Here is a 13,402-nt window from a genome sequence, read left to right as displayed (position 1 = left end):
CAGAGACCTTTAAAACTAAGTGATTAGACTGCTATTTACCGGGTTCTTCATCGAGGTAAATGCCTGATAAAATTCATCTGAAATCGTGCTGACTGCTGCCAATGTTTCCTGGGATTTCCATTTCCTGCTAAGATATTCAAGTGCGGCAATGTGGAAATCACTATTGCCCAGCTCTTTGAGGTAATTATTGATAATGTCCCGATCGACATTTAGCTGCAGCGCATTATAAATTTTCAACAAGGTCGCGGCCTTTCTGAAAAAAGGATCGGCTATATTCTTCTCGATCTCAGACGAATTTTTAAAGTTGCCGTTTCGTGAAGCCTCTTCAGCCTGAAAAACCATTGCCAACACTTCATCAATATTTTCTGCACACGTGGTTATTTTGGTCGGGTTAATCTGGCATTCGTACATGCTTACCGGGTTCTTCATGCTGCTGATTTTCTCTGCAGTCGAGTAATGACGGTTATAGATATGGAATGTGCCTACATACCAGGATAACTTTCCGACTTTCCACCCAAGCGTATTAGCAATAATCTCGTGTAAAACGCTCCACTCAAAAAAATTAATGCCGCTGAATCCCCAGATGGCATCATTCGCGCGGACGGTAACATGTAAATCAAGATAACCGCCTCGCTGGATGAAGTGCAGCCAGTTATTACAGGGAACATCTTTTGTTTCCTGATAATCCGTTTCAGGATCAAAGATATTCATTACTGCACGTTTTGTCAGCGGATCTTCTCTAAGGCGATTCACTACTCCCTGCAACTGGTCTACTTTCCCTTTCCATTTGCGTAACCGGGGTCCGTAGGCTGCTCGCCAGGTCAGTGAGTCATCGGAATAGTCTTCTGCGCGAGGAAGATAATGTTTAAGGAAGTGCAGATCATCCCGTCCAGCGAGTACCCACATCGTTTCTGCAACCTGCGCAAAGACGTTATTATTTCTGTGGGGTAATACCAGGAATCGCTCTGTGGGATGGCTGATTTTGGTTAATGTAGAGAGAACTTCCCGTTGCTTCTGATCGCGTGAGCCAACATCGTTACCATTCATCATGATGTTATTTACGGTATTAACCAGCGCATGCGTAATATTACGATTCATGGGCGACCTCATAACCTAACTTCGCCATTTCACTTTCGATAATCTGAAAGGCATCTTCAACCTGCTGATAATCATAATGGCGACATCCATCACTGCCAGATATCATGGCTGAAACGTTTTTTTCATTTTTTCTGTAGAGCGTGATAACAGGAATACGCCAGCTGATTGCTGTCGCAATTTCATAACCTACTCCCAGACTTGGAGTTGTGACTTCAGCGACAACTACCTGGGAATGGCGCAGCCAGTGCAAATCACGGTCATGAATAAATTTGTCACCCAGGAAAGACTGACCACCATCAGATAAACTGTAATCACCCACGTGTTCGGTAATAACTTTACCGTAGCCCTTGAGCTTATTAATCAGTTTCGCGTAAACAGGAACATCATCCCGTCCGGCTCTGATTGAACCAGCAAAATAGATAACCAATCCATTGTCTACAACAGTTTCAGGCGAAAGGGTATGTACTAATTCACTCACGATGCTTCTCCATATAAGGGTTTCCTTTGACCAAAAAATAACAGTCAAGCTTTCAGTTTTTTGAAGCTTATAAAAAGAATTTCATCCGGTTTATTAACGGAATTAATAAAGCCGGGGAGGTACTCTTACTATTTTGAAAATTTGACAAGCGACAGTGCCTTTCAGGTAATTTAACAATTCATTTTCATCAAGACTAAAATGCAGTGACATCATTGTAAATATAAGTAAAGGTACTTACACTAAGGAAAAAAATTCCACAATTGGAGGGGGGGGATGGAGAGTCTGCGAGGTCTCAGGGCGTTTGTTTATACGGCTGAACTGGGCAGCTATGTTGCAGCGGCAAGGGTGTCAGGCATCTCTTCTTCAGCGATTGCAAAGAGCGTGGCGAAACTTGAAGACGAACTCGGGGTAAGGCTTTTTCATCGGACAACGCGCAGCATCGGTCTGACTGAAGAAGGGAATGTCTTCTATGAACGGTGTAAGTTCATCCTGAATGAGATTCGCGATGCCAGAGCTCTGATTGCCGAAACGCGCATCACGCCCTGCGGCAGATTACATATCAGCGTGCCGCAAATTTTCGGGCATTCCCTTTTGATGCCCATACTTCCACGTTTTATTGAAAAGTACCCTGATATACAGCTTGATATCGATTTTGAAGATCGCGTGGTGGATCTGATTGCGGAAGGAATAGATGTCGCGGTGAGAAGTGGTGAGCTGGCAGATAACCGCCTTGTGAGCAGAAAGCTGGGAGAGCAGTATTTTGTCGTCTGTGCCAGCAGAGAGTATCTAAAAACGCATGGCGTCCCTTTGAACCCTGCTGATCTGGTCCACCATCGCTGCATACATTTCAAATATCCCTCAAGTGGTCGAATCGCCAGTTGGGCTTTCTCTGCCGATTTTGAAAACCTGGACCTTCCCAGGGATCTTATATTCAACAATACTCACGCTGGGTTGCGGGCAGCCATTGATGGATCAGGCGTAGCTCATCTGCCGGTCTATGTTGCTGAAGAAGCATTTGAAAAAGAATTACTCGTCCCTTTGCTGACTGAATACATGCTGCCATTAGGATCGATGTCGCTAATCTGGCCTTCTAACCGCCATTTATCCTCGAAGGTCAGAGCATTTGTGGATTTTGTCAGCAGCGAACTGGTTCAGGGGAACTATTTTACGAACATCGGCAGTCAGACGCTGAGTGGGCCTGACGAAGCGTGAATTGAAGGAGATGGGCGAGCCACTGGATGTGGCGAGTCTATTGAACCTTCGATAACGGGTTCGCTCCAGAACGCAAAAAACCCGCCAGAGGCGGGTTCTTTAAATTTTGGTGCCCGAACCCGGAATCGAACCAGGGACACGGGGATTTTCAATCCCCTGCTCTACCGACTGAGCTATTCGGGCAACGGGGCGCATTAAACCGTAAAGGCCGCGGGTCGTCAACGGCTTTCACTAAAAAACCCCTGGAAACGTGACTGATTGCCTGATTTTCAGTCAAAACGGGCAAAACATCAGGCCAGCGCGCCATTTTTGCGGCACAGCGCGATGCTGTAGACATCCTCGGCCAGACGCTGGGCTGTGGCGACATCCTGCACATTGCGTTTCACCAGCAGCCTGCTCAGGCAGCCTTCAAGAATCAGCTCCATCTGATCGGCCACCATGCTGGGGTTGTCCAGCGCCTGCTCAACCAGAATGTCGTGGGTGAACTGCCATGAGCCGCGTTTCTGCTGTTCGGCCAGTTGATGGATGGGCTGATCGGGCTGCGGGTAGAAGCTGCAGGCGGCGATAAACAGGCAGCCCGGAAAGCGTCCTTTACTGACCTGCTCACTCAGGACTTCGTAGCGTGCCATCAGTTTCTGATCCGGTGACAGCGACGCATCCAGCAGGATCTGGCGTCGCCAGGTTTCGATCTGCTGGCCATGATAGCGCAGCGCATCATAGAGCAGAGCGTCACGATCGGGCCAGAACAGCTGAAGCTGCTCAAGGGTTAATTCAGTCTGTCCCGCCAGGGTTTCCAATGAGAGGGTGGCGGCGAGGCCGTTCTGTTCAAGCACATTCAATGCATGCTCGAGTATCTGTTCACGCTGCAAGTGACTCTCCTCTGGTATGCAGGCCCGGTCATTCACCGGGCAATGACCTGACTCCAGTGTTGTTTACGGGGTAAGTTTCTGCAAATGCGCTCTGAAGTCGGCGGCATTGAGAAATCCGGTGAGGCGCGAGTCGGGGATTTCACGGCCCTGCGCATCGAAGAACAAAATCGTCGGTAAACCAAGCACCTGAAGATGCTGCAACAGCGCGTTGTCGCTGGCGTTGTTGGCGGTGACGTTGGCCTGGAGCAGCTGTACCTGACTCAGGCTATCGCGCACGGCGCTGTCACTAAAGGTATATTTTTCAAACTCTTTGCAGGCGACGCACCAGTCAGCGTAGAGATCGACCATGGTGATGCGGCCGCGGGCCTGCTGCAGCGCGCTATCGAGCTGCTGCGGTGTCTGGATGGTATGAAACGGCAGCGGTGCCACAGCCTGCTGCGCCGCCGGGCCACCAAAGGCCCAGTCCTGCAACGGGCGTGCACTGATCAGCGCAGCGGCCAGCATGATAATCTGCACGACGCGCCACTTACCGCTGCTGGCGCGCAGGCTGACGCTGAACGCCCAGCCGAAGAACGCCACGCCGAGCAGGCTCCAGAGCCGCACTCCCCACGCGTCGCCCAGCACCCGTTCCAGCAGGAACACCGGCAGCGCCAGGATGACAAAACCAAAGCCCTCTTTAACGGTTTGCATCCACGGGCCGCTTTTCGGCAGCAACCGGTTACCAAACAGGGTCACGGCGATCAGCGGTAATCCCATTCCCACCGCATAGAGCCACAGCGTTCCGGCACCGGCCCACGGATTTCCGCTCTGCGCGATGTAAAGCAGAATGGCGCTGAGCGGGGCCGTGGTGCAGGGCGAGCAGATCAAACCCGCCAGTGCCCCCATCAGGAAGACGCCGGGCAGCGAGCCACCCTGCTGACGATTGCTCCACAGGGTCAGACGGGTTTGCAGGCTGGCGGGCAGTTGCAGCGTAAACAGGCCGAACATCGACAGCGCCAGCACGATAAACAGCAGTGAGAGCGAGAAAAGAACGTAAGGATGCTGTAATGCGGCCTGAAAACGCAGACCCGCTGCCGCAACCACCAGTCCCAATAGCGTATAAGTCAGCGCCATCCCCTGCACATAGACCATCGCCAGCGCGAACAGCCGGCCCAGCGAATAGTGGCGCTGTCCGCCAAGGATGATGCCGGAGATCAGTGGATACATCGGCAGTACGCAGGGGGTAAACGCCACGCCGATGCCGATTAATAACGCCCAGAGCGGAGAAAAGGGTAGCGGACTGGCGGGCGCGGGCTGAGCACTGACCGGTGCTGGCGCGCTGCTGGCTACAATCTCACTTACCGGCACGCTGCGCGTCTCCGGCGGATAACAGAATCCGGCGGCGGCACAGCCCTGATAAGTCACGCTGAGCGTGGCACCTGGGCCTGCCTGCTGCACCGTCACCGGCAGCGTCAGGTCCTGCGGATAGATTTCACTTTTGCCGAAGAATTCATCTTCATGCGGCTGACCAGCCGGCAGCGTTAACGGCGCGATGGTCGCGTTCTGCGGCGTGATGCGGATCTGCTGGCGATAGAGGTAATAACCCGATTTCACTTTCCAGTGCAGGTTGAGCTGCGCGCCCTGCTGGTCGAAGTCAAACGTAAACGCCTGATCGACCGGCACAAAACGGCTGGTCGCCGGGTTTGAAAAAAGCGATGCGTGCGTCTGCAGGCAGATAAACAGCGTCAGCAGAAGCGTAATTAAGCGAGAGATGCGTGCAGCCATGACAAGTATTCACTGTCTCCATGTTGAACCGGCAGCGCCAGCAATTCGGGTACGTCGTAAGGGTGGGCCTCTTTAAGCAGATCACACAGCGCCTGCTGATGATCGCTGTCGCACTTCAGCAGCATCTGGACTTCGCTGCTCTGCGCCATTTTGCCCTGCCAGAGATACCATGAGGTGGCGCCCGCCAGCATGGTGACGCAGGCCGCCAGTCGGGCTTGCAGCGCTAAGCCAGCAAGGTACTCCGCCGTGGCCTGATCGGGCGCAGTGCAGAGGATAACGACCGCATTCATCCTGTAACTCCTGTTTTAAAGAGCGCCGATGATAGCACGCTCCATCAGTAACACGATGACGGTGCTACAACAGCAATCCGCCAAAGACGAAGCCAGAGAGTACGGACAGCGCAATGGCGATCACCCCGGGAATGATAAAGGCGTGGTTAAAGACAAACTTGCCAATCCGGGTTGAGCCGGTGTCATCCATCTCCACGGCGGCCAGCAGGGTCGGGTAGGTCGGCAGCACAAACAGCGCGGACACCGCCGCGAAGGAAGCGATGGCCGTCAGCGGCGTCACGCCCAGCAGCAGCGCGGCGGGCATCAATGCTTTGGTGGTGGCGGCTTGTGAGTAGAGCAGCATCGAGGCGAAGAACAACACCAGCGCCAGCATCCACGGATAGGTTTTCAGCGTGTCGCCCGCCAGCATCTGAATATCTGCCAGATGCGCTTTGACAAAGGTATCGCCCAGCCAGGCGACGCCCATCACGCAGATACAGGCGCTCATGCCGGATTTAAAAGTGCTGGCGCCGAGGATCTCGCTGGTGTCGAGCTTGCAGGTCAGGCTGATCAGTGTGGCGATGGTCAGCATAAACACTACAATCGCTTCGTTGCGTGGCAGCGGCGGATTGACGATCAGCCCGACACTGGCGCTGGTCGCGGTGGCATAGAGCACCACGGCCACAATCCCTATCAGAAACAGCAGCACCGATTTTTTCGCGCCCGGTTTTGCCTGGAAGACGCTGGTACCGCGCAGCGTGACTTCGCCTTTGGCGAGACGCGCCTGATAGACCTCATCATCTTTCAGCTCACGGCCCAGGAAGTTCGTCACCAGTGCCGCCAGGAAGAGACCCACCATGGTTGAGGGGATGGCAATCGCCAGCAGCGTAATATAGCTGACGCCACGCGGTTCAAGCAGCGTGGCGAAGAAGACCACCGCAGCGGAAATCGGTGACGCGGTAATCGCAATCTGCGAAGCCACCACCGCAATCGACAGCGGTCGGGAAGGGCGAACGCCTTGCTCTTTCGCGACTTCGGCAATCACCGGCAGCGTTGAGAACGCGGTGTGCCCGGTTCCGGCCAGCAGCGTCATCAGGTAGGTCACCAGCGGGGCCAGCAGCGTGACGTGGCGCGGATGACGGCGCAGCAGGCGTTCCGCCAGGCTCACCAGATAATCCATGCCGCCCGCTACCTGCATGGCGGCTATTGCGGCGATCACCGCCATGATGATTTCAATCACATCGAACGGGATAGCACCGGGCACCATGCCAAATCCCAACGTCAGCACCAGCACGCCCATGCCGCCGGCGAACCCGATACCAATGCCGCCAAGACGGGCACCCAACCAGATCGCCATTAAGACGATAAGCAGCTCAACCACAAACATGAATCACTCCTGAAAAGTAAACCGGTAAAACCTGGGTGTGCTGTGTAACAAAAAAAAAGGCACACCGTGTTGATCGCGGTGTGCCTTTGGTTAACCAGCGTCGATTAAGCCTTACTGTTCATTTTCATCGGTATAACGTTTCGCTTTATAAACCGGGTACATCAGGTTCTGCACCGAGAAGATATCGTCCAGCTCACTTTCCGTCAGCAGGCCGCGCTCCAGCACCACCTCACGCACGCTTTTACCGGTCTCTGCGCAAATTTTGCCAACGATGTCGCCGTTGTGGTGGCCGATGTACGGGTTAAGGTAAGTGACGATACCAATCGAGTTGAAGACGTAGGCTTCGCACACCGCGCGGTTGGCGGTGATGCCGTTAACGCACTTCTCCAGCAGGTTGTAGCAGGCATTCGTCAGGATGCTGATTGACTCAAACAGCGCCTGGCCAATTACCGGCTCCATCACGTTGAGCTGCAACTGTCCCGCTTCAGAGGCCATCGTCACGGTAATGTCGTTGCCAATCACTTTGAAGCAGACCTGGTTAACGACCTCTGGCACGACCGGATTGACCTTGGCCGGCATGATAGAGGAACCCGCCTGCAGCTCTGGCAGGTTAATTTCGTTCAGGCCAGCGCGGGGACCGGAGGAGAGCAGGCGCAGGTCGTTACAGATTTTAGAAAGCTTCACCGCCAGACGTTTCAGCGATGAATGGACCATCACATAAGCACCGCAGTCAGAGGTCGCTTCAATCAAATCTTCCGCCGGCACCACCGGCAGGTTGCTGACCTCCGCCAGACGCTGAACCGCAAGATGCTGGTAGCCTTCCGGTGTATTGAGGCGGGTGCCGATGGCGGTCGCGCCCAGGTTCACTTCCAGCAGCAGTTCAGCGGTGCGCAGAATGCTTTTAGTCTCTTCATTCAGCAGCACGCTGAAGGCGTGAAACTCCTGGCCGAGGGTCATCGGCACGGCATCCTGCAACTGGGTGCGGCCCATTTTCAGGATGGTCTGGAATTCATCGGCTTTGCGCTGGAAGCCTTCGGCCAGCTGGCTGATGCCATCAAGCAGCTTCAGCAGCGAGCTGTAAACTGCGATACGAAAACCGGTCGGGTAGGCGTCGTTAGTGGACTGGCACTTGTTCACATGATCGTTAGGGTTAAGATACTGATATTCCCCTTTCTGATGGCCCATCAGCTCCAGGCCGATGTTTGCCAGCACCTCATTGGTGTTCATGTTGACCGAGGTCCCGGCACCGCCCTGATAAACATCCACGGGGAACTGGTCCATACAGCGGCCGTTGTTCAGCACTTCGTCGCAGGCCTTAATGATGGTATCGGCAATATTACGCGGAATGGTCTGCAGCTCTTTATTGGCCATCGCCGCCGCTTTTTTTACCATAACCATACCGCGGACAAATTCAGGTATGTCGCTGATTTTGCTGTTGCTGATATAAAAATTTTCAATCGCACGCAGAGTATGAACGCCATAATAGGCATCCGCCGGAACTTCGCGCATACCTAACAGGTCTTCTTCGATACGAATGTTGTTCGCCATGATAACCTTCTTGTTGTTGCCGCTAACCATCACAAAGGATGTGTTTATTTTGTTGTGGTGTGCCCGTGCCGACATATTATCCGTCTTCACAGTGGCATGTGCGATCATATTCTGATGCATAAGAAAAGCACGCATGCAGATCACTTAATGCTGCCGTCTGGTTAACGATATGTGAAGTTGGTTACAAAATTAACCCTGCAGGATAAATTTGACAGGATCGGTTGAAAATGGCGGCGCGGGTGCCCATCTCTTTTCTTATCATCCTCAGGATGAACGCTTTCTGCTGACCGGCACGCTGCCGTTCAGCCCCTACTTACAGGAGAGTACGGTGCGCTGGATACCGTTATTAGTCTTTTTTATTCTGGCCTGGATCGAGATTTCGCTCTTCATTCAGGTTGCACACGTCATGGGCGTGCTGCTGACCATGCTGCTGGTGGTCTTTACCTCGTGCATCGGGGTTTCGCTGGTTAAAAATCAGGGCATGAAGAACTTCATGCTGATGCAGGAGAAGCTGGCGCGTAACGAAAGCCCGGCCAATGAGATGATCAAAAGCGTATCACTGATCATCGCGGGCTTCCTGCTGCTGTTGCCTGGTTTCTTTACTGACTTGCTGGGCCTGTTGCTGCTGCTGCCACCGGTGCAGAAGCATCTGACGCTGAAACTGATGCCTCATCTGCGCGTCTGGCGCGGGCCGGGAGCCGGGCCTGACAGCGGCTACACTATGGATGGCGAGTTCGAGCGTAAAGACAGCAATCGCCTTGAGCATCATGACGATCACAAGGATCGTTAACTGCAGCCCCAGCTTCTGAAAGCGCAACCTTCGGGTTGCGTTTTTTATTTGCCTCATCCTCTGTTCAAAAAGCCATCACTTATTACTCGCGGGTAAAAAATTTATTGTCCGTCCCCTTGAAAGTGGGTGGCAGCGGCCCTATCTCTCTGGTCACGAGGCCGGAAGCCATGCAGCCCGGTGTTCAACCCCAAAACTGAATGATTGGACTTCTCAAAGGAGAGCTATCAAATGAAAATTCGTCCATTGCACGATCGCGTCATCGTCAAACGTAAAGAAGTTGAAGCTAAATCAGCTGGCGGCATCGTGCTGACCGGTTCTGCAGCCGGTAAATCCACCCGTGGTGAAGTTCTGGCTGTCGGCAATGGCCGCATCCTTGAGAGTGGCGACGTTAAGCCGCTGGACGTGAAGGTTGGTGACGTCGTGATCTTCAATGAAGGTTACGGTGCTAAAACCGAAAAGATCGACAACGAAGAAGTGCTGATCATCTCTGAAAGCGACATTCTGGCGATTGTTGAAGCGTAATTTTTTCGCGTAACTCACTGAACGAAACGAATTTAAGGGACAATTGAAATGGCAGCTAAAGACGTAAAATTCGGTAATGACGCTCGCGTAAAAATGCTGCGTGGCGTGAACGTACTGGCAGATGCAGTAAAAGTTACCCTGGGCCCTAAAGGCCGTAACGTGGTTCTGGATAAATCTTTTGGTGCACCGACCATCACTAAAGATGGTGTTTCTGTCGCACGTGAAATCGAGCTGGAAGACAAGTTCGAGAACATGGGCGCGCAGATGGTGAAAGAAGTGGCCTCTAAAGCGAACGACGCTGCGGGCGACGGTACCACCACGGCAACCGTACTGGCACAGTCAATCATCACTGAAGGTCTGAAAGCGGTCGCAGCGGGTATGAACCCGATGGACCTGAAGCGCGGTATCGACCAGGCAGTTATCGCTGCGGTTGAGAAACTGAAAGCGCTGTCTGTACCTTGCTCAGACTCTAAAGCAATTGCGCAGGTTGGTACTATCTCTGCTAACTCCGATGAAACCGTAGGCCAGCTGATTGCTCAGGCGATGGAAAAAGTCGGTAAAGAAGGCGTGATCACCGTTGAAGAAGGCACCGGCCTGCAGGACGAGCTGGATGTGGTTGAAGGTATGCAGTTTGATCGTGGCTACCTGTCTCCTTACTTCATCAACAAGCCAGAAACTGGTGCGATTGAACTGGAATCGCCGTTCATCCTGCTGGCTGACAAGAAAATTTCTAACATCCGTGAAATGCTGCCAGTGCTGGAAGCCGTTGCGAAAGCGGGCAAACCACTGCTGATCATCGCGGAAGATGTTGAAGGCGAAGCGCTGGCAACACTGGTGGTTAACACCATGCGCGGCATCGTGAAAGTGGCCGCGGTTAAAGCACCAGGCTTCGGCGACCGTCGTAAAGCTATGCTGCAGGATATCGCTATCCTGACCGGTGGTACCGTGATCTCTGAAGAGATCGGTATGGAGCTGGAAAAAGCGGCGCTGGAAGATCTGGGTCAGGCTAAACGCGTTGTGATCAACAAAGACACCACCACCATCATCGACGGTGTGGGTGAAGAGGCGACAATCCAGGGCCGTGTCACCCAGATTCGTCAGCAGATCGAAGAAGCAACCTCTGACTACGACAAAGAAAAACTGCAGGAGCGCGTAGCGAAACTGGCAGGCGGCGTAGCCGTTCTGAAAGTTGGCGCAGCCACTGAAGTTGAAATGAAAGAGAAGAAAGCCCGCGTTGAAGATGCGCTGCACGCAACCCGTGCTGCTGTCGAAGAAGGCGTGGTTGCTGGTGGTGGTGTGGCGCTGGTTCGCGTTGCCGCACAGCTGGCCGATCTGCGTGGTCAGAACGAAGATCAGAACGTCGGTATCAAAGTTGCGCTGCGCGCAATGGAATCTCCACTGCGTCAGATCGTCTCTAACGCCGGTGAAGAGCCATCCGTTGTTGCTAACAACGTGAAAGCGGGCGACGGTAACTACGGTTACAATGCGCAGACTGAAGAGTACGGCAACATGATCGACTTCGGTATCCTGGACCCAACCAAAGTGACCCGTTCTGCTCTGCAGTACGCGGCCTCTGTTGCGGGTCTGATGATCACCACCGAATGTATGGTCACTGACCTGCCAAAAGGCGACGCACCTGATTTAGGCGGCGGCGCTGGCGGTATGGGTGGCATGGGCGGTATGGGCGGCATGATGTAATTGCCGTTGACTGCTTAAGTCATCACAGAACCCCCGATCGGAAACGGTCGGGGGTTTTTCTTTTGGGCAGGAAAATAGTATAAGTAGTGGCGCAATCGTTCGTCTTTCCTCTTGATATCTCCCGCTGTCTGCTCGCTGACTGTTACCGCCCTGCCAGATTGACTTACGGCCGTAAGCTCATCGGAAAGCGCAAAGCTGTCAGCCTGAACACAGTATGAAATATTGAGGTGATATAACGGGATTAAGGCAATGAATGTTCAGAAAAAAGCGATCTTTTTCTGCTACGCTGCCACCCGACTCTGATGATAATAAATGGGGATTACAATGCGGATTAACCTCTTGCTCGGACTGACGGCTGGCGCGTTATTGCTGGCGGGCTGCAGCAGCTCTACGCAACTCTCTTCAGCAGGACAGCGCGTGACGTTTACCGATCAGCAGCCTGGCAATAACTGCCAGCTTCTGGGCAATATCACCGGCTCACAGAGCAACTGGCTGAGCGGGGCTGGCGGCGAAACCAGCGCGCTGCGCGGTGCAGCCAATGACCTGCGCAATCGCGCAGCGGAGATGGGCGGCAACGTCATTTACGGTGCAACCAGCCCGACGCAGAATCTGTTGTCCGCGTTCGCGCCACTCGACAGCAAAATGACCGGCCAGGTATATAAGTGCCCATAATGTGACTCGGGCGCCTGCTTTGTTGAATCGGCCAGCTTTTCGCTGGCCGTTTTTATTCCTGACGTAACTGTAAATCCAGCGGTGTTTTACTTGGCTCCCCACCAATTTCTCGCGCCAGCTTTGGCACCAGATAACCCGAGACCTGTGACAGCAGCGCACGCACCAACTGACGGGCTTCCTCATCAGACACAAAGAAGTGCGCAGCACCCTGTACCTTATCCAGTACGTGCAGATAATAAGGCAGGATACCCGTATCAAACAGCGCATTGCTCAGCGTGGCCAGCGTCCGGGCATTATCATTGACGCCACGCAACAGCACACTCTGATTCAACAGGGTGACACCGGCACGCTTCAGGCTGCTCATCGCCTCACGCAGCTCATCATCAATCTCCTGCGCATGGTTGATGTGCGTCACCATCAGCACCTGCAGGCGGGTTTCGCTGAGCATCTGACAGAGCTGATCGGTGATGCGCGCCGGTATCACTACCGGTAAACGACTGTGGATGCGCAGACGCTTCACGTGCGGGATCGGTTCCAGCGCCGCGAGCAGCCAGGCAAGCTCATGATCTTTCGCCATCAACGGATCGCCGCCGGAAAAAATGATCTCATCCAGCTCAGGATGATCGGCGATATAGTCCAGCGCAGCCTGCCAGCTACGCTTGTTGCCGGGATTGTCCTGATAGGGAAAATGACGACGGAAGCAGTAGCGACAGTTGACGGCGCAGCCGCCTTTTACCAGTAATAATGCCCGGTTTCGGTATTTATGCAGCAATCCAGGTACAACGTTGCTTTGTTCATCGAGCGGATCGGTGCTATAACCTGGCGCATCGATGAATTCCTGGCGGCGGGTCAGCACCTGAAGCAGCAGCGGGTCGTGCGCATCGCCTTTTTTCATCCGGCGGATGAACGCATGCGGAACACGCAGGGCGAAAAGACGCCGCGCATCCGCGCCCTCAGCCAGCTCAGTGTGCTGATCAAGGGCTAAAATCCGCAGTAATTCATCAGGTTCAGTGACAACATCCGCAAGTTGCTGCAACCAATCTTCTCTGGAAGGTGTTTTTAGGGTTACAATGTGTGCCATTTTTTTGGCTTAGT

13 protein-coding genes and 1 tRNA gene are annotated in these 13,402 nt (G+C 53.5%); 5 read left to right on the top strand and 9 right to left on the bottom strand.

Annotation, left to right across the window (positions count from 1 at the left end; translation table 11 throughout):
• Positions 1-15 precede the first annotated feature (15 nt).
• Together ACTJKZ_RS15535 and ACTJKZ_RS15530 are read right to left on the bottom strand one after the other, a co-directional pair.
• Positions 16-1,098: a thymidylate synthase gene (locus tag ACTJKZ_RS15535; RefSeq protein ID WP_440829809.1), complete on the bottom strand. Its 1,083-nt coding sequence runs from the start codon at positions 1,096-1,098 to the stop codon at positions 16-18.
• Positions 1,088-1,576: a nucleoside 2-deoxyribosyltransferase gene (locus ACTJKZ_RS15530; RefSeq protein WP_440829808.1), complete on the bottom strand. Its 489-nt coding sequence runs from the start codon at positions 1,574-1,576 to the stop codon at positions 1,088-1,090. Before ACTJKZ_RS15530 ends, ACTJKZ_RS15535 begins: the two co-directional genes overlap by 11 nt.
• A 273-nt stretch (positions 1,577-1,849) precedes the next feature.
• Between ACTJKZ_RS15530 and ACTJKZ_RS15525 the strand changes: the two genes are divergently transcribed.
• On the top strand, positions 1,850-2,788 hold the full coding sequence (locus tag ACTJKZ_RS15525; protein ID WP_150011895.1) for a LysR family transcriptional regulator: 939 nt from the start codon (positions 1,850-1,852) through the stop codon (positions 2,786-2,788).
• Between the two features lie 107 nt (positions 2,789-2,895).
• Here ACTJKZ_RS15525 and ACTJKZ_RS15520 read toward each other — a convergent pair.
• From ACTJKZ_RS15520 to aspA, 6 genes are all read right to left on the bottom strand, one after another.
• Positions 2,896-2,971: transfer RNA gene (locus ACTJKZ_RS15520), tRNA-Phe, on the bottom strand.
• A 107-nt stretch (positions 2,972-3,078) separates the two neighbouring features.
• Positions 3,079-3,657 (bottom strand): division control transcriptional repressor DicD, encoded by a 579-nt coding sequence (gene dicD / locus ACTJKZ_RS15515; RefSeq protein WP_161731761.1) that lies wholly within the window; start codon positions 3,655-3,657, stop codon positions 3,079-3,081.
• Positions 3,658-3,720: 63 nt separating this feature from the next.
• Positions 3,721-5,421 (bottom strand): protein-disulfide reductase DsbD, encoded by a 1,701-nt coding sequence (locus ACTJKZ_RS15510; RefSeq protein ID WP_285086645.1) that lies wholly within the window; start codon positions 5,419-5,421, stop codon positions 3,721-3,723.
• On the bottom strand, positions 5,397-5,711 hold the full coding sequence (gene cutA, locus ACTJKZ_RS15505) for a divalent cation tolerance protein CutA (RefSeq protein ID WP_285086643.1): 315 nt from the start codon (positions 5,709-5,711) through the stop codon (positions 5,397-5,399). Before cutA ends, ACTJKZ_RS15510 begins: the two co-directional genes overlap by 25 nt.
• A 64-nt stretch (positions 5,712-5,775) precedes the next feature.
• Entirely contained in the window at positions 5,776-7,077 is a 1,302-nt protein-coding gene (locus ACTJKZ_RS15500; protein ID WP_285086641.1) for an anaerobic C4-dicarboxylate transporter, read from the bottom strand.
• 111 nt (positions 7,078-7,188) lie between these two features.
• Positions 7,189-8,625, bottom strand: coding sequence for an aspartate ammonia-lyase (gene aspA, locus ACTJKZ_RS15495; RefSeq protein ID WP_150011885.1), 1,437 nt, complete (start codon positions 8,623-8,625; stop codon positions 7,189-7,191).
• 328 nt (positions 8,626-8,953) lie between these two features.
• Here aspA and ACTJKZ_RS15490 point away from each other — a divergent pair, with 328 nt between their 5' ends.
• The 4 genes from ACTJKZ_RS15490 (at position 8,954) to ACTJKZ_RS15475 (ending at position 12,307) form a co-directional block, all read left to right on the top strand.
• Positions 8,954-9,415 (top strand): FxsA family protein, encoded by a 462-nt coding sequence (locus tag ACTJKZ_RS15490; protein ID WP_222925504.1) that lies wholly within the window; start codon positions 8,954-8,956, stop codon positions 9,413-9,415.
• Positions 9,416-9,643: 228 nt separating this feature from the next.
• A complete protein-coding gene (locus tag ACTJKZ_RS15485; RefSeq protein WP_009092502.1) occupies positions 9,644-9,937 on the top strand; it encodes a co-chaperone GroES in 294 nt (97 codons plus the stop codon).
• A gap of 48 nt (positions 9,938-9,985) precedes the next feature.
• Positions 9,986-11,635, top strand: a complete 1,650-nt coding sequence (groL, locus tag ACTJKZ_RS15480; protein ID WP_003848314.1) for a chaperonin GroEL — start codon at positions 9,986-9,988, stop codon at positions 11,633-11,635.
• A 324-nt stretch (positions 11,636-11,959) separates the two neighbouring features.
• Positions 11,960-12,307, top strand: coding sequence for a DUF4156 domain-containing protein (locus ACTJKZ_RS15475; protein ID WP_008925394.1), 348 nt, complete (start codon positions 11,960-11,962; stop codon positions 12,305-12,307).
• A 52-nt stretch (positions 12,308-12,359) separates the two neighbouring features.
• Here ACTJKZ_RS15475 and epmB read toward each other — a convergent pair whose 3' ends face one another.
• Positions 12,360-13,388 (bottom strand): EF-P beta-lysylation protein EpmB, encoded by a 1,029-nt coding sequence (gene epmB, locus ACTJKZ_RS15470; protein ID WP_222924700.1) that lies wholly within the window; start codon positions 13,386-13,388, stop codon positions 12,360-12,362.
• Between the last annotated feature and the right edge of the window lie 14 nt (positions 13,389-13,402).

The sequence above is a fragment of the Pantoea sp. 22096 genome (assembly GCF_052045955.1).
Lineage (GTDB): Bacteria > Pseudomonadota > Gammaproteobacteria > Enterobacterales > Enterobacteriaceae > Pantoea > Pantoea alfalfae.
The sequence above is the reverse complement of the archived record's forward strand: the minus strand, read 5'-3'. Positions and strand labels throughout refer to the sequence as shown.